The sequence below is a fragment of the Streptomyces sp. NPDC085596 genome, from assembly GCF_044541565.1.
Lineage (GTDB): Bacteria > Actinomycetota > Actinomycetes > Streptomycetales > Streptomycetaceae > Streptomyces.
Genome location: NZ_JBITTC010000002.1, coordinates 177,194 through 198,973 on the forward strand (window position 1 = coordinate 177,194; position 21,780 = coordinate 198,973).

Consider the following 21,780-nt stretch of genomic DNA (forward strand, 5'->3'; position numbering starts at 1 on the left):
CACCATGACCGGACTGCCGGGGCAGGAAGCCGAAGGCACCGAACTCGGCAACGAGGTCGAGGGGTATCTGCTGTGGCAGGCCACCATCTCGGTGGCCGAACAGCGTGCACGGGAGTTCGTGGAGCGCATGGACTGGCTGACCACGGCGCAGCGCGAGGAGATCGAGCAGCTTCACATCTCCGACAGCCTGCGCCGTGCCCGGCAGGACCTGGAGCGCATCGCGGCCCGCTGCCGGTCGCTGCGGGGCGAGTACGAGGAGCGCTACCGCGTGTTGCGGCTGCGCTGTGTGGGATACACGCTGGGCGCGGCGGCCGGTCTCACCTCTGCGGCGGCCGCCGTGCTCGCCCTGAGCCGCTGACCGGAGAGTTCCTCCCGTATGAAGATCGCCGTCATCGGAGCGGGCGGATTCGTCGGATCGCGCCTGGCGAAGAAGCTGCGGGCGACGGACAACGAGATCACGGCGCACGACCGTTCCACCGGAGTCGATCTGCTGACGGGAAAGGGTGTGCCGGAGGCGCTGGCCGGAGCCGACGCCGTCGTCAACACCATCGACGCGCCCAGCTTCGACGAGTCCGCCGTCCCGTTCTTCCGCACCACGACGGAGACCCTGCTGCGCGCGGCGGACCAGGCCGGCGTCCGGAACGTGGTGCTCCTGTCCATCGTCGGGAGAACGCCGGCCTCTTCGGCCAGGTCCCGCAGGACGCCATCACCGCGCCGCCGGGAGCCCACCTCGGCACCACGTCCTACGAGCAGTGGCTCCGGCACCACGCCTGAGAAGCCGTAGCGCGCGGCTCGCCCCGAAGAAGTCCGCCCCGACAAGCGGGCATGTTGGCGCCGACCGCCTGAGCGGAAGGTGGGGGCGGCAGGTCGGTGTGAGGACCGGCCTCGGTAGCGTGACCATCCGCTGCATGGAGCGTCCATATGTCCGGCTGATCCGTGCGACGGTTTTCGACGGCTTTCGACGGAGAGTGATGAGGCTGCGATGAGTGAACCGACGAAGCCCGAGGTCGACGTCCCGGAGGGTGACGCTCCCACCGAGCTGACCATCCGGGACCTGGTCGTCGGGAACGGGCCTGAGGTGAGGCCGGGCATGGTGGTCAGGGTCCACTATGTCGGGGTGACCTTCGAGTCCGGGAAGGAGTTCGACGCCTCCTGGGACCGGGGCGAGCCGTTCAAGTTCGCCCTGGGCGGCGGCAAGGTCATCAAGGGCTGGGACCGGGGGGTGAGGGGGATGAAGGTCGGCGGTCGGCGCGAGATCATCGTTCCCCCGCGTCTGGGCTACGGCAATCAGTCGCCCTCGCCGTTGATCCCGGCGGGCTCGACCCTGGTCTTCGTGGTGGACCTGCTGGACTCGTACTCCAGCACCACCGGATGGAGCAACGCCAAGTAGCTCCTGCGGACGCCGGCCCCCAACGAGTTCCCGAGAACGGCTCAGGGCCGGTCTCGGATTTCTCCGAAACCGGCCCTGAACTGCGACTCTCACGAGTCGGGACGACAGGATTTGAACCTGCGACCCCTTGACCCCCAGTCAAGTGCGCTACCAAGCTGCGCCACGTCCCGATGCTGTTTGACCTGGGGTTTCCCTGGTCCAAACGCGCAGGGAAACAATACCGCACTCGGGTCGGTGCTCGCGCACCGCTGCTGTTGACCTCAACTGGGCTTGAGGTTGCAGGATCGTCGGCATGACGATCACAGCGGACCATGGCTACGACGATCTGCCCCGGCTGATGAGCCTGATGACCGGCGACGAGAAGCACGACTTCGCCGCCACCTCCACGCTCGACGCGCTGTGGGTGCTCTACGACCGGGTGCTCGACGTCACCCCCGAGCGGGCCGGGGCCCCGGACCGGGACCGGTTCCTGCTGAGCAAGGGGCACGGGCCGATGGCGTACTACGCCGTCCTCGCGGCGAAGGGGTTCGTGCCGGAGGAGTGGCTCCCCGGCTTCGGCTCGTACGACTCGCCGCTCGGGCATCACCCGGACCGCGTGCTCGTGCCGGGTGCCGAGATCGGCAGCGGGTCGCTCGGGCACGGGCTGCCCCTCGCCGTCGGCAGCGCGCTCGGGCTGCGGGCGCAGGGGCTGACCGGGCCGGCCGTGTGGGTGCTGATCGGGGACGCCGAGCTGGACGAGGGCAGCAACCACGAGGCCATCGCCTACGCGGGGGCGGCGGGCCTCGACCGGCTGCACACCGTGGTCGTGGACAACGCCTCCGCCAGCCACGCCCTGCCCGGCGGCATCGCGGCCCGGTTCGAGGCCGCGAACTGGTCCACCGCGACCGTGGACGGACGCGACCACGCCGCGCTGTACGAAGCCTTCACCGCCCCGCATCCGGGCCGCCCGCTCGCGGTCGTCGCCCGGGTGGAACCGAAGAACGCCCGCTGACCGGAACAGGAAAGGTTCATCCTCGTGGACACCATCGAGACCATCGCGACCACCGAAACCATCGCGACCATGGAAACCATGCGTGACCGGTTCGGCGCCGTCGCCTCCCGGCTGCTGGACGAGAATCCGCGGGTCGCGGTCGTCCTCGCCGAGATCGGCCGGGACGCGTTCACGGACGCCGCCCGCCGCCATCCCGACCGGCTGATCAACGTCGGCATCCGCGAGCAGCTTCTCGTGGGCGCCGCCGCCGGGCTGTCGCTCACCGGGATGCGGCCCATCGTGCACACCTTCGCCGCGTTCCTCGTGGAGCGCCCCTTCGAGCAGGTCAAGCTGGACCTCGGCCACCAGGACACCGGTGCGGTGCTGGTCAGCGCGGGCGCCTCCTTCGACTGGCCGGCCGGCGGCCAGACCCATATGTCGCCCGGCGACGTCGCCCTCCTCGACACCCTGGACGGCTGGACCGTGCACGTACCCGGCCATCCGGACGAGGCCGAGACCCTGCTGCGGCACGCCGTCGCGGCGGGCGACGACAAGGTGTACGTACGCCTCTCCCTCCAGCGCAACCGGCTCCCCTTCCCCGTCGACGGCGCCCGTTTCCACACCGTGCGCGAGGGGCGGACCGGGGTGGTCGTCGCGGTCGGCCCGATGCTGGACCCCGTGCTCGCCGCCACCGAGGGCCTGGACGTGACCGTGCTCTACGCGACGACCGTGCGCCCCTTCGACACGGCCGCCCTGCGCCGGGCCACCGAGGCGGCGGGCACGGACGTGGTCCTGGTCGAGCCCTACCTCGCCGGGACTTCGACCGCCGCCGCCACGGAGGCCCTGTCCGACGTGCCACACCGGGTGCTCGGGCTGGGCGTGGGCCGCCGGGAGCTGCGCCGGTACGGCACGCTCGACGAGCACCTGGCCGCGCACGGGCTGGACGCCCATGGCCTGCGTGAACGGATCGGCGCGTTCGTGGGCGCGGGCGCGGTCAGCGCTTAGCCGTCCTGCGGCACCCCCAGCCCCGGATGCTCCTCCAGCAGCCGTATGGGTGCCGCCTGGCGCCAGGAGTCGGCGAGGATGTCGCGGAGTTCGTCCTCGCCGTCCAGCGCGGCGAGTCTTGCCCGCACCCAGGCGAACGCGGCCTCGTGGTCCGCGATCCAGAACTTCCCCGGCTCGGCCAGCACCAGTTCGTCCCGCTCCTCCTTCGGGCAGCGCACCGCGAGGGAGGTCTCCTCCTCCGGGAGCGTGGCGAACATCTTCCCGGCCACCCGGAAGGTGGGCATGCTCCAGGCCGTCTTCTCCGTGGTGTCCGGCAGGGACAGGGCGATACGGCGTACGTCTTCTGCGTCCGGCATGCAACGCACCGTAACCCCCGGCACTGACAACGGCCCCGGATCAGCCCTCGGCGGCGGCCTGCCCCAGCGCCTCCAGCACCGGCCGGATCAGCGGATGCGCCTCGGCGCCCCGGCGCACGGCCGCGAACACGCGCCGGGTCGGGGCCACACCGTCCACGGGCCGTACGACCACGCCCGTGAGGTCCATGCCGCGCAGCGCGGAGCGGGGTACGAGGGCCACGCCCGCGTCGGCCGAGGCCAGCGCGACCACGGCGCGGAAGTCGTCGGAGGAGTGCTCCAGGCGCGGCTGGAACCCGGCGCTCTCGCAGGCCAGCACGACCACGTCGTGACAGGGGTTGCCGGGGTACGGGCCGATCCACGGGTCCTTGGACAGCTCCGCGAGCGGCACCTCGGCGTCGTCGGCGAGCCGGTGCCCGACCGGGACGACGGCGTCGAACGGCTCGGCGTACAGCGGGAGATGGGTGAGCCGGGGGTCGTCGGCGGGCGGCGCGCCCCGGTACTCGACGGCCACCGCCACGTCCACCTGCCGGTCCAGCAGCATCCGGAGGCTCGCGTCACCCTCGGCGTCCTGGACCCGGATTCCTATGCCGGGCGCCGACCGGCCCAGCCGGGCCAGGGCGGGCGCGACGACCTGGGCGATGCCGGTGGCGAAGGCGGCGACGGTGACCGTCCCGGCCTCGCCCTTGCCGTAGGCCGCGAGTTCCGCCTCGGCCCGCTCCAGCTGGGCGAGGACGGCATTGGTGTGGCTGAGCAGGATCTCACCGGCCGGGGTGAGCCGTACGCCCTTCGCGCCCCGCTCGACCAGGCGGTGGCCGGTCTCCTGCTCCAGCGCGGTGAGCTGCTGGGAGACCGCGGAGGGGGTGAGATAGAGCGCGGCGGCCGCCGCCGTGACCGTGCGGTGGTCGGCCACCGCACGGAGGATGTGGAGCCGCCGCGCCTCGATCATGCCGCCATTATCGCAAGGCGTCCGCCCTGGTCAGGCCGCCAGCTCGGCGCGGGCCGCGATGAAGGCGTCCACGGCGCGGTTCACGTCCTCGGTGGAGTGCGCGGCGGACAGCTGGACGCGGATGCGCGCCTTGCCCTGCGGGACCACCGGGTAGGAGAAGCCGATCACGTACACACCGCGCTCCAGCAGCAGCTCCGCCATGCGGCCCGCCTCGGACGCGTCGCCGATCATCACGGGGGCGATGGCGTGGTCGCCGGGGAGGATGTCGAAGCCGGCCTCGGTCATGCGGGAGCGGAACAGGGCCGTGTTCTCGGCCAGCTGGACGCGCAGGTCGTCGGCGGACTCCAGCAGGTCGAGGACCTTCAGGGAGGCGGCGGCGATGACCGGGGCGAGGGTGTTGGAGAACAGGTAGGGGCGCGAGCGCTGGCGCAGCAGGGCGACGATCTCGGCACGGGCGGCGACGTAGCCGCCGGAGGCGCCGCCGAGGGCCTTGCCGAGGGTGCCGGTGATGATGTCGACGCGGTCCATCACGCCGTGCAGCTCGGGCGTGCCGCGGCCGGAGGGGCCCACGAAGCCGACGGCGTGCGAGTCGTCGACCATGACCATCGCGTCGTAGCGGTCGGCCAGGTCGCAGATCTCGGCGAGCGGGGCGACGTAGCCGTCCATGGAGAAGACGCCGTCGGTGACGATCAGCTTGCGCCGGGCGCCGCCCGCGTTGGCCTCCTTGAGCTGGGTCTCCAGGTCGGCGAGGTCGCGGTTGGCGTAGCGGAAGCGGCGGGCCTTGGACAGACGGATGCCGTCGATGATGGAGGCGTGGTTGAGGGCGTCGGAGATGACGGCGTCCTCGGGGCCGAGCAGGGTCTCGAAGACACCGCCGTTGGCGTCGAAGCAGGAGGAGTAGAGGATCGTGTCCTCCTGGCCGAGGAACGCCGAGAGGCGGGCCTCCAGCTCCTTGTGGACCTCCTGGGTGCCGCAGATGAAGCGCACGGAGGCCATGCCGTAGCCCCAGCGGTCCAGCGCGGTGTGGGCGGCGGCGATCACCTCGGGGTGGTCGGCGAGGCCCAGGTAGTTGTTGGCGCAGAAGTTGAGGACCGCACCGGGGCGGCCGCCCTCGGTGACCTCGACGGTCGCGGACTGCGGGGTGCCGATGACGCGCTCGGGCTTGTGCAGTCCGGCGGCGCGGATCTCGTCGAGGGTGGCGCGCAGGTCGTCGCGGACGGTGTCGAACATGGGGGCTCCTACAAAGGTGTGAGGGCGAGTGAGCTGAAGGGGCGCGGCCAGAATCAGGCGGTCCAGTCCAGGATCACTTTGCCGCCCTTGCCGCCGGCCGCGTCCTCGAAGGCCGCCTCGTAGTCGCGGTAGTCGTACCGGCCGGTGATGACGGGGGCGAGATCGAGGCCGCCCTCCAGGAGGACCGACATGGCGTACCAGGTCTCGAACATCTCGCGGCCGTAGATGCCCTTGATGGTGATCATCGAGGTGACGATCCGGGTCCAGTCCACCGGGAACTCCTGCGACGGCAGGCCCAGCATGGCGATGCGGCCGCCGTGCGTCATGTTGGCGATCATGTCGCGCATGGCCTCGGGGCGGCCGGACATCTCCAGGCCGATGTCGAAGCCCTCACGCAGGCCCAGCTCCCGCTGACCGTCCGCGATCGTGGAGCGCGAGACGTTCAGTGCCAGGCTCACCCCTATCTTGCGGGCCAGTTCGAGGCGCTCCTCGCTGACGTCGGTGACGACGACGTTGCGGGCGCCCGCGTGCCGGGCGACGGCGGCGGCCATCAGGCCGATCGGGCCCGCGCCGGTGATCAGGACGTCCTCGCCGACCAGCGGGAAGGACAGCGCGGTGTGCACGGCGTTGCCGAACGGGTCGAACACGGCGGCGATGTCGAGGTCCACGGGGACGCGGTGCACCCACACGTTGGACGCGGGCAGCGCCACGTACTCGGCGAACGCGCCGTCGCGGCCCACGCCCAGGCCGATGGTGGCGCGGCACAGGTGGCGGCGGCCGGCGAGGCAGTTGCGGCACTTGCCGCACACCAGGTGGCCCTCGCCGCTGACCCGGTCGCCCACCCGGATGTCACTGACGTCGCGGCCGGTGGACACGACCTGCCCGACGAACTCGTGGCCGACGATCAGCGGAGTGCGGATCGCCTGCTGCGCCCAGCCGTCCCAGGCCCGGATGTGCAGGTCGGTGCCGCAGATACCGGTCCGCATGACCTTGATGAGTACGTCACCGGGTCCCACTTCGGGCTCGGGCACGTCCATGAGCCGGAGACCGGGCTCCGCCTTGTCCTTGACCAGCGCCTTCAACGCGACGGCTCCTGTGGGTGAGGCCCGGCCGTACGGGCACGCCTGGGCGTCCGCACCGGGTCAGAGGGGTGGAATCACCCCGCAATCTGCCGTATGAGCCGACCGGAATCCATCGAGCTTTTCTTAACCGGCGCCTCAGCTTTGCTTCACACCTCGGCAGGCACGGCCCAACTCGGTCCGCCTGGGGGGCCGTTCAGATGGGCAGTCCGTCGTCGGCCGCCCGTTCGATGCGCACGGAGAGTTCGGCGGCCATCGCCTTGATGGCCTCAAGCCCGGTCCTGCCCCAGCTGCGGGGCTCGGTGTCGGCGGCGCACACGGTGCCGAGCACCATGCCGGAGCTGTCGATGAGTGGGGCGCCGAGGTAGGAGCGGATGCCGAGGTCGTCGACGATCGGGTTGCCTGCGAAGCGCGGGTAGTCGCGGACGTCCTCCAGCACCAGGGCCTTGTGGCGGACCACCACATGTGGGCAGAACCCATGTTCACGGGGCAGCACCCGACCGACCTCGGACCGGGGGCCATCCTCGCGCGTCAGGGGGCCGGTGGGCGGAGCGCTCAGGCCCGCGAAGAACTGACGCTGCTCGCCGATGAAGTTGACCATGGCGTACGGCGCGCCGGTGACCTGGGCGAGGTGGTCGGCGAAGGCGTCGAGGGCAGGTTCGGGGCGTTCCCCGAGGCCCAGCCGACACAGCCGGGTGGCGCGGGCCGGTGCCTCCTTGTCCTCCGGGGTGAGCAGCAGGCCACGGACGCGGCGGGCCGGCTCGTACATCATGACCGGGCTCCGTCGCTGTGGGCGTACCTCATATGGCGGCTCCATGGGCTGTAGGGCGGGGTCACATGTGGGCGCTGTGGCTCGGGGCGGGCGCGGGGGTGTGGGCGAGGAGGTGGCGTACGAGGGTGAGCAGGGTCTGTACGCCGGAGCTGGAGATACGGGCGTCGCAGGGGACGACCGGGACGGCGGGGCTCAGATCGAGGGCGGCGCGTACCTCGTCGGGGTCGTAGCGGAAGCCGCCGTCGAATTCGTTGACGGCCACGATGAAGGCGACGCCGCGTTCCTCGAAGAAGTCGACGGCGGCGAAGCACTCCTCCAGGCGCCGGGTGTCGGCGAGGATGACCGCGCCGAGCGCGCCCTCGGACAGCTCGTCCCACATGAACCAGAACCGTTCCTGGCCGGGCGTGCCGAACAGGTAGAGCACGTGCCGGGGGTCGAGGGTGATGCGGCCGAAGTCCATGGCGACGGTCGTCTCGACCTTGTTCTCGACGCCGTCGAGGTTGTCGGTGGCCGCGCCGACCGTGGTGAGCAGTTCCTCCGTGCTGAGCGGCGCGATCTCGCTGACCGCGCCCACGAAGGTCGTCTTGCCCACCCCGAACCCGCCGGCCACCAGGATCTTGAGCGCGGTGGGGAACGGGTCAGAGCTGTCGTCGTAGTCCATCGAGCACTGCCTCCAGCAGAGACCGGTCAGTGGGGTTGTGGCGGAAGGCGGGCGGCTTGGTGGTCAGCGCCCCGCAGTCGACGAGGTCCGAGAGCAGCACTTTGGTGACCACGGCGGGCAGCCTCAGGTGCGCGGCCATCTCGGCCACCGAGACGGGGGCGCGGGACAGGTCGAGCGCCTGCGCGTGTTCGGGGCCGAGATAGCCGAGCGGGGTGATTCCGGTGGCCATCACCTGGGAGATCAGGTCCAGGGCGACACTGGGTTCGGTACGGCCGTTGCTGACCGTGAACGGCCGCACCAGCCGCCCGGCCGCGTCGTCGAGCCAGGGCTCGTCGCCCACGGCGGCCACGCTCACGGCCTCATCGCCGTGGGGTCGGTCGCGGGCTGCCGGGGCGCGGTGACGAGGTACGGGCGGACGCTCTTGACCAGCATCGCCATCTCGTAGCCGAGCACGGCCGCGTCGGCCTCGCGCCCGGCGAGCACGGCGAGACAGGTGCCGGAGCCGGCGGTGGTGACGAACAGCAGCGTCGAAGCCAGTTCGACCACGACCTGCCGCACCTCCCCGCCGTCCCCGAACCGGACGCCCGCGCTGCGGCCGAGGGAGTACAGGCCGGAGGCGAGCGCGGCCATGTGGTCGGCGCTGTCGGGGTCCAGCCCGTGTACGGACTTCACCAGCCCGTCGCAGGACAGGAGCACCGCACTGCTGGTGTGCGGTACGCGCTGCACGAGGCCGCTCAGCAGCCAGTCGAGGTCGGATGCGTGGGCGGTCGGCGCATCGCTCGCCATGGTGGATCGACTCCTTGGGGTACGAAGGTCTGCGGGAGCGCTGGGAGGTGGGGTGGGGGTATGGGGGGCGGGGGCGGTGGGGGTGGTGGGGGTGTGGGTGGTGGAGGTCATGCGGGCGGCGCACTCCTGTCCATGGGTCCAGGCTCCATATGTCCGGGCGCCATGTGGTCGGGCTCCATGTGGCCCGGCGCCATGTGGCCCGGCGCCGTGTGGATGGGCTCCGTGTGGATGGGCTCCGTGTGGATGGGCTCCGTGTGGCCGGGCTCCATGTGGATGGCCTCCATGTGACCGGCAGTCATGGCGTCGGCGGCCATGAGCGCGGTGTCCGTATGCGTGCCCTCCACATACGCGGTATCCGAGGGCACGTCTTCACCGGAAGGCGGCGGCTCCCCATACCCCTGCTCCCCGCCCTCCAGGCTCTGCTGGGACTCCGCGAGGCCGACGCCGCGTTGGAAGGCGGCCATGAGGCCGGGGTCGTGGCCCACGACGAGGTCGCTGTCCTGACGCGGTGCGGGACCACCACGGAGCTGCGGGACGATGTGCTCCTGGGCGCGGCGGCGGGGCAGCCGGGGCCTGTCCGTGCTCGTGGGTGCCGCTCCCCCGCGCGGGGTCGGCAGCACGCCCGTGTGGGCCTCCACCACCGCCCGGTCCCCGACGCTGATGCCGGGTACCGCCTCGGCGGGGTTGGGCCGGTGCTCCTGGGCGCCGCGCATCGGCAGCGGAGGCGGCACGGCACCGCTCGTTCCGACCCCACCCCCGTCGGCCCCCGCCCCGGCGCCGACAGCGGCACCCGCGTCCCCACTCCCCCGCCGCGCCACCTGCCGATGCCGCCCGGTGGCCGGAGCACCCGAAGTACCCACACCGCCCGTAGCGCTTGGAGCACTCGAAGCACCTGGAGCCCCCGCCCCGCCCTGCTCACCGGCCCCCACCGGCCGAGCCACCTCCGCCCCGGCCGCCGGCGGCGACGGAACGGAGCCACCCACACCGTCCGCCCCCCGGACACCCGCCGCTCCCTCGGCCTCCGGCACCGCCCCCGCCGAAGCCCCCAGCAGCGCCTGCGGCACGACCAGTACCGCCTGCACGCCCCCGTAGATGTTGGTCTGGAGGCGCACAGAGATGCCGTGGCGGCGGGCGAGTTGGGAGACGACGTAGAGACCGATGCGGCCGTCGGCCAGCAGGCTGGCGACGTTGACCTGGTCGGGGTCGGCGAGGAGGGCGTTCATCCGGTGCTGTTCCTCGACCGGCATTCCGAGTCCCCGGTCCTCGACCTCGATGGCGAGCCCTGAGGTCACCAGGTTGGCGCGCAGCAGGACCTGGGTCTGCGGGGCGGAGAACACGGTGGCGTTCTCGACGAGTTCGGCGAGGAGGTGGATGACGTCGGCGACGGCGTGTCCGCGCAGCTCGCCCTCGACGGGCGGGACGAGCTTGACCCGTGAGTACTGCTCGACCTCGGCGATGGCGGAGCGCAGTACCTCGGTCATGTCGACCGGGTTGCTCCACTGGCGCCGGGAGACGGCGCCGCCGAGCACGGCGAGGTTCTCGGCGTGGCGGCGGATGCGGGTGGCGAGGTGGTCGACGTGGAAGAGGCCCTTGAGCAGGTCGGGGTCCTCGATCTCGTTCTCCAGCTCGTCGAGGATGGAGATCTCCCGGTGCACCAGGGACTGCAGGCGCCGGGCGAGGTTGACGAAGACCTCGAGTTTCTGTTCGTTGGCGGCCTGGCTGGAGAGCTGGGCCGCGCGGACGACGGCGGTGACGGCGCCGTCGTGCGCGCGGGCCAGGTCGGCGGCGAGGAGTTCGAAGTCGTCGGCGTCCTCGGGTGGCCGGCGCCGGGGTTTGCCGCGTGGCGGTGCCTCGCCCCGGCGCAGCCCGTCGACCAGGGCGCGCAGGTCGGCCTCACCCCGGGCGGCGTTGCGGCGCAGTGCGCCGACGCGGTCGCCGACGGACCGGGCGGCGCGGTCGGCGGCCACGGCGGCGACGCCGATGGCAGCCCCGGCCAGCGCGACGGCAGCGGCGAGGCCCGCCCAGAGCACGAGCCCGGGGTGCGCGCCGCCGGCACGGACGGCGAGGACCACGGCCGCGGTGGCGGCGAGGGCGACCGCGACGGGCGGGAGCACGGCGAGCCGCATGAGTTGGGGCCGTAGGAGCGTCTCGGGCAGTGCGGGAGCGGGTCGGGCGACCGGTCTCCCGTGTCGGCCGCCCTCTCGACGGTCGGCACGGGCGGCCGGTGCGCGGAGGTGAGACATCTGCGTCCTCGTACTGGTCCGTCGGGCCTGGTGTCGGAAAGAAAGAGTGGGAAAAAGGGGGCCCTGAGCCGTCCGACGGGCATTCACGCTAGTTGCCTGTGCGGCAGGTGCGATGGGCAGTTGACAAAGTCTCCCGGCCTGCGTCCCGCTCTGGTATGAGGCTTCGTACGGCCGATCGATAAAGCCGATGAATTTCCGTGACAAAGGGAAAAGGAAACGGTCTGGATCGGTCAGAAGAAATCATTCGGGGGGTGCGGGAAATCGTCGGGCCGGTACAGGGACGTCACCCCGGCCCGTGATCCAGAAGTGATCCACGCCCCGTACTCTCCGCCTGATCGGCTCGCGAGGGCGGGCGATGAGGACGGGGGACGGGTCATGACGTTCGGACGCGCGGCGATACCGGCGGTGGTCGGCGGGCTGCTGCTCACGGCACTGCTGTGGTGGGCGGGGGCGAGCACCGACGCCCTGCACCTGCCGGGGAGCACCGATCTGCTCGGCGGCGAGGCGGTCGCCGATCTGGAGCGGTGGCTCACCCCATGGGCGTACGACCCGCCGCAGCCGTCGCCGTACGTGCCGGACGGCGACGGCGCGCGCTACCTCGACCTGTTCCACACCGCGATGCAGATCCGGTTCGGCGCGGTCTTCGTCCTCTTCACCGTCGGGGCCCTGTTCCTGGTCCGGTGGCTGCCGCCGGTGGCGGGGCGGGTGCCCGCCGCGCTGCTCGCACTGTGGGCCTGGGGTCTGGTGTCCGCGACACTCGCGGTGACGGTGTCGGCGCCGTGGCAGATCGCCTCGTACGGGCACGGCAGCTACCGCTTCCTGCCGAATCTGGCGGGCGTGATGGCCCAGGGGCGCCAGCTCGCGGTGGTGGTCGGGCTGGTCGTGGCGGCCGCGACGGTGCTCCTGGGGCGGGCCACCGCCAAGGGCGCGGGCCCACTGCCCCGGCGGGAGGTCCCGCCACGCGCCGCGCGCCTGGCGGCCACGGCGGGGACGGCGGTGATCGCGCTGTCGCTGCTGGTGCTGTCGTACCAGCCGGTCGCCGCCGAGATCCAGACGGCGCCCTACGGCGGCGGGTTCCTCTCCGAGCCGGGTGATCTGCTGCGTGAGTGGCTGCTGCTGGGCGGCTGGTCGGGCCCCGCGGGCACACCGGTCGGCGACTGGCTGCTCGCCCGGCTGCCCGACGTGCTGGTGCTCGCGGTGGTGTGGTGGGCGCTCCGGCTGCTGCCGGGCCTGCTCACCAGGGCCACGGTCCCGGCGATGGCTCTCGGCACGGTCTGTGCGACCGTCGTCGGGCTGATGGCCGGGCAGCTGCTCCGGATGGCGACGGTCGGCGGCGGGCTGAAGTGGGGGCTGCGGTACATCGTCGGCAGCCTGGGCACCGGGGTCCCGGCCGCGCTGCTCTGGGGGCTGGTGGCGGGGGCGGTGGCCGCCGTCACGCTCCGAGCGGCGGCGCCGAAGGAGGCCACTGCCCCCGACCCGACTCGGGGCTGAGCCTCAGACGAGGGTGAGGACGACCGCGAGCGTGGAGTCGTACTTCTGCTGGCGTCCGGCGACCGATTCGAGGACCTGCTGGGCGCTCTCCCACTGCTCGGGCTGGGCCTTGGCGTAGTCGCGCCAGCCGAGGACGACGAGGAGGCGGCCCGCTACCTCGGGGCCCCAGCCGATGTCGCCGCAGGCGTCCTGGAACGCCTGCCAGTTGCGTCCGGCGAACTCGGGCAGGTCGAGGGCCTTGGTGGCGCGGTCCATGAATCCGGCCTGGTCCGTGACGCCGGCGAGGTCGAGCGGGATGACCTTCCAGCCGGCCTGGTGGACGACCTCGGCGAGGGTGGCTGCGGGCATGTCGGCACCGCCTTCGGGGTCCGGGGATGGCGTCGGTCCACCCATCATGCCCCGGTCGGAGCGGGTCCGCAGGTTCGCCGGACCGGGCTCGGAGGTGCGCCTCCGGGGTAGGCTGGCCCCTTTGTGCCCCGGAGCCGTACCGGGTGCGCCCGAGCCCGACAGGTACCCCTCGTCTTGACCACCTCCGCACCCCCGCGCCGTTTGCGCCGTCCGTCCTGGCTGTCCGACCCGAGGGTGCTGCGCACCGAGGTGCTGGGCGGTCTGGTGGTCGCTCTCGCGCTGATCCCGGAGGCGATCTCGTTCTCGGTGATCGCCGGGGTGGACCCGGCGATCGGGCTGTTCGCGTCGTTCACCATGGCGGTGACCATCGCGTTCGTGGGCGGACGCCCGGCGATGATCTCCGCCGCGACCGGCGCGGTGGCCCTGGTCATCGCCCCGATGAACCGGGAGCACGGCTTCGGGTATCTGATCGCCACGGTGATCCTGGCGGGCGTCTTCCAGATCGTGCTGGGCGCGCTGGGGGTGGCGCGGCTGCTGCGGTTCGTGCCGCGCAGTGTGATGGTCGGCTTCGTGAACGCGCTGGCCGTGCTGATCTTCCTGACACAGCTCCGGGAGCTGACCGACGTCCCCTGGCCGGTGTATCCGCTGTTCGCGGCCGGGGTGGCGCTGCTGGTCCTCTTCCCGAAGGTGACGCGGGCGGTTCCGGCGCCGCTGGTGTCGATCGTCGCGCTGACCGCGGTCACCGTGGCGGCGGGCATCGCGGTGCCGACCGTGGGCGACCGGGGCGCGCTGCCCTCGGCGCTGCCGGTGCCGGGGCTGCCGGACGTCCCGTTCACCCTGGCCACGCTGACGACGATCGCGCCCTACGCGCTGGCCATGGCGCTGGTCGGCCTGATGGAGTCGCTGATGACGGCGCGGCTGGTGGACGACATCACCGACACCCGCTCCTCCAAGACGCGTGAGTCGGTCGGGCAGGGCGTCGCCAACATCGTGACGGGTTTCCTCGGCGGCATGGGCGGCTGCGCGATGATCGGCCAGACCATGATCAACGTACGGGTGTCGGGCGCCCGGACCCGGCTGTCGACGTTCCTGGCCGGGGTGTTCCTGATGGTGCTGTGCGTCGCCTTCGGGCCCGTGGTGTCGAAGATCCCGATGGCCGCGCTGGTCGCCGTGATGGTGATGGTGTCGGTGGGCACCTTCGACTGGCACTCGATCGCGCCGCGCACCCTGCGGCGGATGCCGGCCGGGGAGATCGCGGTCATGGTGCTCACGGTGGTGGTCGTGGTGGCGACGCAGAACCTGGCGATCGGCGTGGTGGTCGGCACGCTGGTGGCCATGGCGGTGTTCGCGCGCCGGGTCGCCCGGTCCGCCGGTGTCACCTCGGTCCTGGACCCGGACGGCTCGACGGTGGTCTACCGGGTCACCGGCAACCTGTTCTTCGCCTCGGCGAACGACCTGGCGCACCGTTTCGCCTACGCCACCGATCCCGGCCGGGTGGTGATCGACCTGTCCGCCGCCCAGGTGTGGGACGCCTCGTCCGTCGCCGCGCTGGACGCCGTCGAGGCGCGGTACGCCGAGCACGGCAAGACGGTCGAGATCAGTGGCCTGGACGAACGCAGCGCCCGTCTGCACAGCACGCTGACCGGCGAGCTGGCGGGCAGCGGCTGAGCGGACGTGTCGAGCGGGCGTACGGCCGTCACCCGGTCGCGGCCAGCAGGGTGCGGCCGCCGAGCGCGACGGAGAACTGGTCGGTGATCTGGGCCAGCGCCTCGGCGGTACCGGGGGCGACGGCGAGGCTGCCGTCCTCGCGCACCACTATGTCCTTGTCGAGGGTGAACCAGCCCTGGACTATATGGGCGGCGCCCATGGAGCTGAGCACCGGCCGCAGCGCGTAGTCGATGGCGAGGACATGGGCCGTGGTGCCGCCGGTGGCGAGCGGCAGCACCGTCTTGCCGGTGAGCGCGTACTGCGGGAGCAGGTCGAGGAAGGACTTGAGCAGCCCGGAGTACGCGGCCTTGTACACAGGCGTGCCGATCACGACGCCGTCGGCCCGGTCGACCAGCTCGGCGGCGGCCGCGATCGCCGGGTGGCGCACGTCGGCACCGAGCAGCGCCTCGGCGGGCAATTGGCGCACGTCCAGCGGGACCACCTGGTGCCCCTGGCGGCTCAGCCGCTCGTCCAGGTGGCGCAGCAGACGGCCGGTGCGGGAGGTGGCGGAGGGGCTGCCGGAGATGGACAGGACGGTTGCCATGGGGGGACCTTTCAAGCGGGGTTCGATGGGCGGGGCTACGCCTGCTGCCACAGGGTGGTGGGCGCTTCCGCTCGCACCACGGGTGCGATCTCCTCGGCGAACCAACGGAGTTGGTCGATCTGCCGGGGCAGGGCGAGGCCGGAGCCGTCGACGGTGACGGACTGGAGGTCGTGGCGGTAGGCCGCGTGGAAGCCGAGGATCTTGTCGATGACCTGCTGCGGGCTGCCGATCAGGTGGGGCCCGTCCGCGATGGCCTCCTCGACGGTGCGGAACGGCGTGTTGTAGCCCGGCTTGCCGGCCAGGTGCGGCTTGTACGACTCGCGGACGCGGGCCTCGTAGAACTCCTTGAACTCGGCGATGGCCTGCTGGGTGGTGCGGGCGATGAACAGGCCGCCGGAGCCCGCGCCGACGTAGGCGGTGGCCGGGTCGTGGCCGTGGGCGGCGAAGCGTTCCCGGTAGTGGCCGATGAGCCGGGTGTACGCCTCGCGGGGCTGGATGGCGTTGGCGCTGAACAGCGGGTCGCCGTGCCGGGCGGCGAGTTCCGGGGAGTTGAGACTGGTCGCGGAGCCGTGCCAGACGCGTGGCGGGCGGCCTTCGTAGGGACGGGGCAGGGTGGTGACGCCGGTCAGGGGCGGGCGGAACTTGCCCTGCCAGGTGACGTCCTCCTCGCGCCAGAGTCTGCGCAGCAGTTCGTACTTCTCGGCCTGGTAGTCCCACTGGAGGCCCTCGTCGAGGCCGAAGAGGTCGAAGTGGCCGGCCTCGGCGCCCTTGCCGATGACGAGTTCGAGGCGGCCGCGGGAGAGCTGGTGCAGGGTGGCGTAGTCCTCGGCGACCCGCACCGGGTCGAGTATGGCGAGGACCGTGACGCCGGTGAGCAGCCGGATGCGGGAGGTGCGGGCGGCGAGCGCGCCGAGCAGCACGGTGGGGCTGGAGGACAGGAAGGGTCCGGCATGCCGCTCCCCGATGGCGTACGCGTCGAAGCCCAGCTCCTCGGCGGCGACACCCGTTTCCACGATCTCGGTCAACCGGTCGGCGGCCGGGGCCTGTTCGCCGGTCAGGGGGTGCGGGGCGTGGCCGCCGATGGTGAGGACCTGGAACCTCATGCGGACTCCTTCGGACGCGGGTCGGGGCGGCTGAGGCCGAGGTGGTCGCGCAGGGTGGGGCCCTGGTACTCGGTGCGCAGGACGCCGCGTTCCTGGAGCAGCGGGACGACCTGGTCCACGAACTCGTCCAGCCCGCCGGGGGTGAGATGGGGTACGAGGATGAAGCCGTCGGCGGCGTCGGTCCGGACGTGTTCGTCCATGGCGGCGGCGACCGTGGCGGGGGTGCCGATGAAGGACTGCCGGGCGGTGAGTTCGATGGCCAGCTCGCGGATGGAGAGGTGCTTCTCCTCGGCAAGGGATCGCCAGCGGGCGGCGATGCCGAATCGGTCGGACATGTGCGCCCAGCCCTGGGCGAGTTCGCCGTCGGGCACCGGTTCGACGTCCGGGAGCGGTCCGTCGGGGTCGTAGCCGGTGAGGTCGCGGCCCCAGACGTTCTCCAGCGTGGCGATCGCGGTCTGCGGGCTGACCTGCTGCCGTCGGATATGGGCGGCGCGTTCCTGCGCGTCGGCCTCGCTGTCGCCGAGTACGACGGTCGCGGCGGGCATGATCTTCAGCTGGTCCGGGGTGCGGCCGTACCGGGCCAGGCGTCCCTTGACGTCGGCGTGGAAGGCGCGGCCCGCCTCCAGGGTGCTGTGCCGGCTGAAGACGATGTCGGCGGTGCGGGCGGCGAACTCCCGGCCCTCGTCGGAGTCCCCGGCCTGGATGAGGACGGGGTGCAGCTGGGGCGAGTGGGGCAGGGTGGCGCGGGCCGTGATGTCGAACTGGGGCCCGCTGTGCCGCACGGTGCGCGGGGTGCCGCCGCTGGGCCAGGAGTCCCACAGGGCGCGGGCCACCTCCACGAACTCGGCGGCGCGCAGATAGCGGTCGGCGCGGTCGAGGTAGCCGCCGCGCCGGAAGTTCTCGCCGGTGAAGGCGTCGGAGGAGGTGACGATGTTCCAGGCGGCGCGGCCACCGGAGAGATGGTCCAACGAGGCGAATCTGCGCGCGAGTTCGTAGGGCTCGTTGAAGGTGGCGTTGACGGTGGCGGCGAGCCCGAGATGTTCGGTGACGGCGGCGAGCGCGTTCAGCACCGTCAGGGACTCGGGGCGGCCGACCACGTCCAAGTCGTGGACGCGGCCCTTGCGTTCGCGCAGCCGCAGCCCCTCCGCGAGGAAGAAGAAGTCGAACCGGCCGCGTTCGGCGGTGCGGGCCAGGTGCTGGAAGGAGGAGAAGTCGATCTGGCTGCGGGAGTCGGGGTCCCGCCACACGGTGGTGCTGTTGACGCCGGGGAAGTGCGCGGCGAGGTGGATCTGCTTGCGCCCGGCGGGAGTTGACGCACTCACAGTGCAGCCTCCGTCCGTACGGCGTAGCGGCTTGCGGGGCGGGCCAGGCCGAGGTGGTCGCGCAGGGTGTGGCCGGTGTGGGTGGCGCGGAACAGGCCGCGGGCGCGTAGCGCGGGTACGACGTCGTGGATCACGGCGGGCAGTTCCTCCGTGGGGGTGGTGGTGACCAGGTGGAAGCCGTCCGTACCGGCCTCGGCGTGCCAGTCGGCGAGCAGGTCCGGCAGCGTGTCGAGGGTTTCGGTGACGCGCGCGGTGGCGTGTGGGGCGAGGCCGACGCGTATGAGCACGCGCAGGTCGTCCCGGTCGGCGCGCCGGCGCAGCTCGGTGTGGGCCTTACGGGCGGCGGCGGGGCTGTCCACGTCCAGCAGCACGATCTCCGCATGCTGGACGGCCAACTCCCAGCGTGTGTCCCGCTCTTGAGCATCGATAGCGACAGCGACAGGCGGCCGGCCCTGCGGGGGCCGGGGCACGATGGACGGCCCCCGGACAGAGAAGTGCGGCCCCTCGAAGTCGGCGTAGTGCAGCCGGTCGCGGTCGATGAAGCGGCCGGTGTCGGCGTCCCGTATCTCGGCGTCGTCCTCCCAGCTGTCCCAGAGCCGGGCGGCGACCTCGGCGGCGTCGGCCGCCTCCGCCCACAGCTCGGGTGCGGGCGCGGGGTCGCGGCGGCCGATGGCGCGGGCCGCTTCGTCGGTGGTGGACACGTCGACCAGCCAGCCCGCGCGCCCCTGGCTGACGAAGTCCAGGGTGGCGAGGGCGGTGGAGGTGTGGAAGGGCTCGGTGTGGGTGGTGGTGACCGTGGGGATGAGGCCGATCCGGCTGGTGCGGGCGGCGGCGTGGGCCAGTACGGCGACGGCGTCGAGGCGGCCGTCGCTGCCGGCCGGGTCCAGGGAGTCGTCGAGGGTGACGAAGTCGAGCGCGCCGAGTTCGGCGAGCTGGACGAGGCCGGTCCAGTGGGCGGCGGACCGGGGCCCGGCGCTGCCGAGGGCGACGGAGAGATGGAGTTCGCGGGTCATGCTGTCCTCCTCGCCTACTTCCCGGCCTTGGGCAGGCCGGGCGGGTTGATCTCGGACTTGGTCACGGCCTCGTCGGACAGCCCCCAGCGCTTCAGCACCTTCGCGTAAGTGCCGTTCTCGATCACGTGGTTGAGGGCGTCCGCAAGGGGCTTGGCGAGGCCGCTGTCCTTCTTGGTGGTGGCCGCGATGAGGCCCTGGAGGGTGGCGCCGGCGCCGGAGTAGGTGCCGACGACCTCGGTCTGGCCGGTGGTCGCCACGTGGTAGGCGGCCGTGGGGTTGGGGCCGACGTAGAGGTCGATGCGGCCGGAGCGGATGGCGAGATAGGTGTCGCTCTCGTCCTGGTAGTACTTGATGTGGATGGGCTTACGGCCCGCCTTCTCGTTCTCCTTGCTCCACTCGACCAGGAGTTTCTCCTGGTTGGTGCCGCTGGAGACGGCGACGGTGCGGCCGGCGAGGTCGGCGGGGCCGGTGACCTTCAGACCGCTGCCCTTCTTCGCGGCGAAGCCGAGGTTGTCCTCCCGGTAGGTGGCGAAGTCGTACTTCTCCTTGCGTTCCTCGGTGACCGTGATGTTGCTGAAGCCCACGTCGTACTTGGCGCTGTCGAGGCCGACGAAGATGTTCTCCCAGGACACGGTGTTGAGGTGGGGCTTGAGCCCGAGCACTCCGGCGACGAGGTACGCGAGGTCGGGTTCGACGCCGATGAGGGTCTTGTTGTCGGTGGCGTGGAAGCCCAGTGGTGCGGCCGAGCCCGAGGAGTCGACGATCTCCAGCGTGCCTCTCTTCCGGATCTTCTCCGGGACCTCGGCGGCGATGGAGGCGACCTGGGGCGTGGCGACCCGGTGCTGGTCGGGGCTGAGGTTGATCTTCGTGGTGGTGCCCTTGCCGGCCGCGATCTCGGCCGTGCCGCCGTCGGTGGGGTTGGCGCAGGCGGCCAGGACGAGGGCGGAGGCGAGGCCGAGTGCGGGGACGGCGATACGGCGGGCGGTGGTGGACACGCGGAAGTCTCCTTGCATTGCGGATGAGTTGGGAGGGTCAGAGGACCTTGGCGAGGAAGGCGCGGGTGCGTTCGCGCTGCGGATTGTCCAAAACGGCTGCGGGCGGGCCCTGTTCGACCACGGTTCCGTCGTCCATGAAGACCACGGTGTCGGCGACCTCGCGGGCGAAGCCGATCTCGTGGGTGACGACGATCATGGTGGTGCCGGTGCGGGCCAGGTCCTTGATGACGTCGAGGACCTCGCCGACCAGTTCGGGGTCGAGCGCGGAGGTGGGTTCGTCGAAGAGGAGCACCTTGGGCTCCAGGGCGAGCGCGCGGGCGATGGCGACGCGCTGCTGCTGGCCGCCGGAGAGCTGGCGCGGATAGGCGTCGGCCTTGTCGGCGAGGCCGACCCGGTCCAGCAGGCGGCGCGCGGTCGCCTCGGCCTCCCTCTTGGGGCGGCGCAGCGCGGAGACGGGGGCTTCGAGGAGGTTGTCCAGCACGGTGAGGTGCGGGAAGAGGTTGAAGTTCTGGAACACGAACCCGATGTGGGTGCGCTGCCTGAGGACGTCCCGTTCCTTCAGTTCGTGCAGCTTGTTCCCGGCGCGGCGGTAGCCGATGAGTTCGCCGTCGATGCTGATCCAGCCGCTGTCGACCTTCTCCAGATGGTTGATGGTCCGCAGCAGGGTGGACTTGCCGGAGCCGGAGGGGCCGAGGATCACGGTGACCTCGCCCGCCCGTACGGTCAGGTCGACACCGCGCAGCACCTGAAGCGGGCCGAAGCTCTTGTGGACGCTCCGTACGTCCACCATGACGTCGTTCATCGGCTCTCTCCCCGGAGGTGCAGTGCGGTGACGGGTGCCTCGCGCCGGGCGGCGGCCGCGCGCAGGTCACGCAGGAAGCGGCGGCCCCGCTGGAGCGGGGTGGGCGGCGGGGTGCGGTCGGCGCCGCGGGCGTAGCGGCGCTCCACGTAGTACTGGGCGACCGACAGCAGCGAGGTCAGCAGGATGTACCAGGCGGTGGCGACGAGCAGGAGCGGGATGACCCGGCCGTTGCGGCCGTAGACGACCTGGACCTGGTAGAACAGCTCGCCGATGGCCATCACGTAGACCACCGAGGTGCCCTTGAGCAGGCCGATGATCTCGTTGCCGGCGGTGGGCAGGATGGCGCGCATGGCCTGGGGCAGCACGATCCGGCGGATCTGCCGCAGCCGGGGTATGCCCAGTGCGGCGGCGGCCTCGCGTTGCCCTGCGTCGACGGAGAGGACTCCGCCCCGGACGATCTCGGCGGCGTAGGCGGCCTGGTGGAGGGTGAGGCCGATGACGGCGGCGCCGATGGTGCCGATCAGGCTGTCGCTGTCGACGGACCAGAAGACGGGTCCGAAGGGGATACCGATGCCGAGGCGTTCGTACAGGGCGCTCAGATTGAACCAGAACACCAGCTGCACGATCATCGGGATGGACCGGAACACCCAGATGTAGGTCCAGGCGACGGTCTGGAGCACCGGGCTGTGCGAGAGCCGCATGAAGGCGAGCACGGTGCCGAGGAGGAAGCCCAGTACCGTTGCGTACGCGGTGAGTTGGAGGGTGACCCAGACGGCCTGGATGATCGTCTCGGACAGGACGTAGTCGCGGAAGACGCGCCACTCCCAGACCGGGTTGGTGGCGAGGCCGTGCGCGAACTGGGCGACCAGGACGAGTACGGCGGCGGCGCCGGCCCAGCGGGCGGGGTGCCGGGCGGGGACGACCTTGTAGGCGGCCGGGTCACCGTTGGCGGGCGGCACGCGTGGCGCGGCCGGGGCGGTGTCGGGGGCGGCGGTGGTCATGGTGGGTTCCGTCGCT

At 71.9% G+C, this 21,780-nt stretch carries 24 protein-coding genes and 1 tRNA gene; 7 read left to right on the plus strand and 18 right to left on the minus strand.

Going from position 1 to position 21,780, the window contains the following annotated elements; all coding sequences use genetic code 11:
• The first annotated feature begins 4 nt into the window (after positions 1 to 4).
• The 3 genes from ACIGA3_RS06385 (at position 5) to ACIGA3_RS06395 (ending at position 1,390) form a co-directional block, all read left to right on the plus strand.
• Positions 5 to 358 (plus strand): cytochrome C oxidase subunit I, encoded by a 354-nt coding sequence (locus ACIGA3_RS06385; RefSeq protein ID WP_399711126.1) that lies wholly within the window; start codon positions 5 to 7, stop codon positions 356 to 358.
• An 18-nt stretch (positions 359 to 376) separates the two neighbouring features.
• A complete protein-coding gene (locus ACIGA3_RS06390) occupies positions 377 to 784 on the plus strand; it encodes an SDR family oxidoreductase (RefSeq protein WP_399711128.1) in 408 nt (135 codons plus the stop codon).
• A gap of 198 nt (positions 785 to 982) precedes the next feature.
• Positions 983 to 1,390: an FKBP-type peptidyl-prolyl cis-trans isomerase gene (locus ACIGA3_RS06395; RefSeq protein ID WP_399711129.1), complete on the plus strand. Its 408-nt coding sequence runs from the start codon at positions 983 to 985 to the stop codon at positions 1,388 to 1,390.
• 96 nt (positions 1,391 to 1,486) lie between these two features.
• Here ACIGA3_RS06395 and ACIGA3_RS06400 read toward each other — a convergent pair.
• Positions 1,487 to 1,560: transfer RNA gene (locus ACIGA3_RS06400), tRNA-Pro, on the minus strand.
• Positions 1,561 to 1,682: 122 nt separating this feature from the next.
• Between ACIGA3_RS06400 and ACIGA3_RS06405 the strand changes: the two genes are divergently transcribed.
• On the plus strand, positions 1,683 to 2,381 hold the full coding sequence (locus ACIGA3_RS06405) for a transketolase (protein WP_399711131.1): 699 nt from the start codon (positions 1,683 to 1,685) through the stop codon (positions 2,379 to 2,381).
• A 69-nt stretch (positions 2,382 to 2,450) separates the two neighbouring features.
• A complete protein-coding gene (locus tag ACIGA3_RS06410) occupies positions 2,451 to 3,365 on the plus strand; it encodes a transketolase family protein (RefSeq protein ID WP_399711133.1) in 915 nt (304 codons plus the stop codon).
• On the opposite strand, the gene ACIGA3_RS06415 is transcribed toward ACIGA3_RS06410, so the two are convergent.
• The 9 genes from ACIGA3_RS06415 to ACIGA3_RS06455 all read right to left on the minus strand — a co-directional run bounded on the left by ACIGA3_RS06415 (position 3,362) and on the right by ACIGA3_RS06455 (position 11,438).
• Positions 3,362 to 3,721 carry an MmcQ/YjbR family DNA-binding protein gene (locus ACIGA3_RS06415; RefSeq protein ID WP_399711134.1) on the minus strand — a complete coding sequence of 120 codons (360 nt, stop codon included), beginning with the start codon at positions 3,719 to 3,721 and terminating at the stop codon, positions 3,362 to 3,364. The two genes, ACIGA3_RS06410 and ACIGA3_RS06415, sit on opposite strands and share 4 nt — an antisense overlap.
• Before the next feature lie 40 nt (positions 3,722 to 3,761).
• A complete protein-coding gene (locus ACIGA3_RS06420) occupies positions 3,762 to 4,667 on the minus strand; it encodes a LysR substrate-binding domain-containing protein (RefSeq protein WP_399711136.1) in 906 nt (301 codons plus the stop codon).
• Positions 4,668 to 4,697: 30 nt separating this feature from the next.
• Positions 4,698 to 5,897: a glycine C-acetyltransferase gene (locus ACIGA3_RS06425; RefSeq protein WP_399711138.1), complete on the minus strand. Its 1,200-nt coding sequence runs from the start codon at positions 5,895 to 5,897 to the stop codon at positions 4,698 to 4,700.
• A gap of 53 nt (positions 5,898 to 5,950) precedes the next feature.
• Positions 5,951 to 6,979 carry an L-threonine 3-dehydrogenase gene (gene tdh, locus ACIGA3_RS06430; RefSeq protein WP_399711140.1) on the minus strand — a complete coding sequence of 343 codons (1,029 nt, stop codon included), beginning with the start codon at positions 6,977 to 6,979 and terminating at the stop codon, positions 5,951 to 5,953.
• Positions 6,980 to 7,172: 193 nt separating this feature from the next.
• Positions 7,173 to 7,748 (minus strand): GAF domain-containing protein, encoded by a 576-nt coding sequence (locus tag ACIGA3_RS06435; protein WP_399711141.1) that lies wholly within the window; start codon positions 7,746 to 7,748, stop codon positions 7,173 to 7,175.
• A 61-nt stretch (positions 7,749 to 7,809) separates the two neighbouring features.
• Complete coding sequence (locus tag ACIGA3_RS06440; protein WP_399711143.1) at positions 7,810 to 8,409, minus strand: GTP-binding protein; 600 nt, start codon at positions 8,407 to 8,409, stop codon at positions 7,810 to 7,812.
• Positions 8,387 to 8,758: a DUF742 domain-containing protein gene (locus ACIGA3_RS06445; protein ID WP_399712441.1), complete on the minus strand. Its 372-nt coding sequence runs from the start codon at positions 8,756 to 8,758 to the stop codon at positions 8,387 to 8,389. Before ACIGA3_RS06445 ends, ACIGA3_RS06440 begins: the two co-directional genes overlap by 23 nt.
• A 2-nt stretch (positions 8,759 to 8,760) precedes the next feature.
• On the minus strand, positions 8,761 to 9,195 hold the full coding sequence (locus tag ACIGA3_RS06450; protein ID WP_393591652.1) for a roadblock/LC7 domain-containing protein: 435 nt from the start codon (positions 9,193 to 9,195) through the stop codon (positions 8,761 to 8,763).
• Between the two features lie 107 nt (positions 9,196 to 9,302).
• On the minus strand, positions 9,303 to 11,438 hold the full coding sequence (locus tag ACIGA3_RS06455) for a sensor histidine kinase (RefSeq protein ID WP_399711144.1): 2,136 nt from the start codon (positions 11,436 to 11,438) through the stop codon (positions 9,303 to 9,305).
• 375 nt (positions 11,439 to 11,813) lie between these two features.
• Here ACIGA3_RS06455 and ACIGA3_RS06460 point away from each other — a divergent pair, with 375 nt between their 5' ends.
• Entirely contained in the window at positions 11,814 to 12,929 is a 1,116-nt protein-coding gene (locus ACIGA3_RS06460) for a hypothetical protein (RefSeq protein ID WP_399711146.1), read from the plus strand.
• Between the two features lie 3 nt (positions 12,930 to 12,932).
• On the opposite strand, the gene ACIGA3_RS06465 is transcribed toward ACIGA3_RS06460, so the two are convergent.
• Positions 12,933 to 13,277 carry a barstar family protein gene (locus tag ACIGA3_RS06465; RefSeq protein ID WP_161146586.1) on the minus strand — a complete coding sequence of 115 codons (345 nt, stop codon included), beginning with the start codon at positions 13,275 to 13,277 and terminating at the stop codon, positions 12,933 to 12,935.
• Between the two features lie 174 nt (positions 13,278 to 13,451).
• On the opposite strand from ACIGA3_RS06465, the gene ACIGA3_RS06470 reads away from it, so the two are divergent.
• Positions 13,452 to 14,945, plus strand: coding sequence for a SulP family inorganic anion transporter (locus ACIGA3_RS06470; RefSeq protein WP_399711149.1), 1,494 nt, complete (start codon positions 13,452 to 13,454; stop codon positions 14,943 to 14,945).
• Positions 14,946 to 14,973: 28 nt separating this feature from the next.
• Here the strand turns inward: ACIGA3_RS06470 and ssuE are convergent, their stop codons facing one another.
• The 7 genes from ssuE to ACIGA3_RS06505 are packed head-to-tail and all read right to left on the minus strand — an operon-like array spanning position 14,974 to position 21,764.
• Complete coding sequence (ssuE, locus tag ACIGA3_RS06475) at positions 14,974 to 15,528, minus strand: NADPH-dependent FMN reductase (protein ID WP_399711150.1); 555 nt, start codon at positions 15,526 to 15,528, stop codon at positions 14,974 to 14,976.
• Positions 15,529 to 15,563: 35 nt separating this feature from the next.
• Positions 15,564 to 16,631 carry an LLM class flavin-dependent oxidoreductase gene (locus ACIGA3_RS06480; RefSeq protein WP_399711152.1) on the minus strand — a complete coding sequence of 356 codons (1,068 nt, stop codon included), beginning with the start codon at positions 16,629 to 16,631 and terminating at the stop codon, positions 15,564 to 15,566.
• A complete protein-coding gene (locus ACIGA3_RS06485) occupies positions 16,628 to 17,953 on the minus strand; it encodes an NtaA/DmoA family FMN-dependent monooxygenase (protein ID WP_399711154.1) in 1,326 nt (441 codons plus the stop codon). The genes ACIGA3_RS06480 and ACIGA3_RS06485 overlap by 4 nt, the downstream gene beginning before the upstream one ends.
• Positions 17,950 to 18,966, minus strand: coding sequence for an LLM class flavin-dependent oxidoreductase (locus tag ACIGA3_RS06490; protein ID WP_399711156.1), 1,017 nt, complete (start codon positions 18,964 to 18,966; stop codon positions 17,950 to 17,952). The genes ACIGA3_RS06485 and ACIGA3_RS06490 overlap by 4 nt, the downstream gene beginning before the upstream one ends.
• 14 nt (positions 18,967 to 18,980) lie before the next feature.
• On the minus strand, positions 18,981 to 19,961 hold the full coding sequence (locus tag ACIGA3_RS06495; RefSeq protein WP_399711158.1) for an ABC transporter substrate-binding protein: 981 nt from the start codon (positions 19,959 to 19,961) through the stop codon (positions 18,981 to 18,983).
• 37 nt (positions 19,962 to 19,998) lie between these two features.
• Positions 19,999 to 20,763, minus strand: a complete 765-nt coding sequence (locus ACIGA3_RS06500) for an amino acid ABC transporter ATP-binding protein (RefSeq protein ID WP_399711159.1) — start codon at positions 20,761 to 20,763, stop codon at positions 19,999 to 20,001.
• Positions 20,760 to 21,764, minus strand: a complete 1,005-nt coding sequence (locus tag ACIGA3_RS06505) for an amino acid ABC transporter permease (protein ID WP_399711161.1) — start codon at positions 21,762 to 21,764, stop codon at positions 20,760 to 20,762. The genes ACIGA3_RS06500 and ACIGA3_RS06505 overlap by 4 nt, the downstream gene beginning before the upstream one ends.
• Positions 21,765 to 21,780 lie beyond the last annotated feature (16 nt).

Bases quoted from the DNA above. Each gene is read 5' to 3' on its own strand.
- ACIGA3_RS06395 (WP_399711129.1), top strand. From the start codon at position 983: ATGAGTGAACCGACGAAGCCCGAGGTCGACGTCCCGGAGGGTGACGCT.
- ACIGA3_RS06435 (WP_399711141.1), bottom strand. From the start codon at position 7,748: ATGATGTACGAGCCGGCCCGCCGCGTCCGTGGCCTGCTGCTCACCCCG.
- ACIGA3_RS06500 (WP_399711159.1), bottom strand. From the start codon at position 20,763: ATGAACGACGTCATGGTGGACGTACGGAGCGTCCACAAGAGCTTCGGC.
- ACIGA3_RS06490 (WP_399711156.1), bottom strand. From the start codon at position 18,966: ATGACCCGCGAACTCCATCTCTCCGTCGCCCTCGGCAGCGCCGGGCCC.
- ACIGA3_RS06405 (WP_399711131.1), top strand. From the start codon at position 1,683: ATGACGATCACAGCGGACCATGGCTACGACGATCTGCCCCGGCTGATG.
- ACIGA3_RS06460 (WP_399711146.1), top strand. From the start codon at position 11,814: ATGACGTTCGGACGCGCGGCGATACCGGCGGTGGTCGGCGGGCTGCTG.
- ACIGA3_RS06505 (WP_399711161.1), bottom strand. From the start codon at position 21,764: ATGACCACCGCCGCCCCCGACACCGCCCCGGCCGCGCCACGCGTGCCG.
- ssuE (WP_399711150.1), bottom strand. From the start codon at position 15,528: ATGGCAACCGTCCTGTCCATCTCCGGCAGCCCCTCCGCCACCTCCCGC.
- ACIGA3_RS06385 (WP_399711126.1), top strand. From the start codon at position 5: ATGACCGGACTGCCGGGGCAGGAAGCCGAAGGCACCGAACTCGGCAAC.
- ACIGA3_RS06415 (WP_399711134.1), bottom strand. From the start codon at position 3,721: ATGCCGGACGCAGAAGACGTACGCCGTATCGCCCTGTCCCTGCCGGAC.
- ACIGA3_RS06450 (WP_393591652.1), bottom strand. From the start codon at position 9,195: ATGGCGAGCGATGCGCCGACCGCCCACGCATCCGACCTCGACTGGCTG.
- ACIGA3_RS06410 (WP_399711133.1), top strand. From the start codon at position 2,451: ATGGAAACCATGCGTGACCGGTTCGGCGCCGTCGCCTCCCGGCTGCTG.
- ACIGA3_RS06455 (WP_399711144.1), bottom strand. From the start codon at position 11,438: ATGTCTCACCTCCGCGCACCGGCCGCCCGTGCCGACCGTCGAGAGGGC.
- ACIGA3_RS06420 (WP_399711136.1), bottom strand. From the start codon at position 4,667: ATGATCGAGGCGCGGCGGCTCCACATCCTCCGTGCGGTGGCCGACCAC.
- ACIGA3_RS06440 (WP_399711143.1), bottom strand. From the start codon at position 8,409: ATGGACTACGACGACAGCTCTGACCCGTTCCCCACCGCGCTCAAGATC.
- ACIGA3_RS06390 (WP_399711128.1), top strand. From the start codon at position 377: ATGAAGATCGCCGTCATCGGAGCGGGCGGATTCGTCGGATCGCGCCTG.
- ACIGA3_RS06425 (WP_399711138.1), bottom strand. From the start codon at position 5,897: ATGTTCGACACCGTCCGCGACGACCTGCGCGCCACCCTCGACGAGATC.
- ACIGA3_RS06480 (WP_399711152.1), bottom strand. From the start codon at position 16,631: ATGAGGTTCCAGGTCCTCACCATCGGCGGCCACGCCCCGCACCCCCTG.
- ACIGA3_RS06465 (WP_161146586.1), bottom strand. From the start codon at position 13,277: ATGCCCGCAGCCACCCTCGCCGAGGTCGTCCACCAGGCCGGCTGGAAG.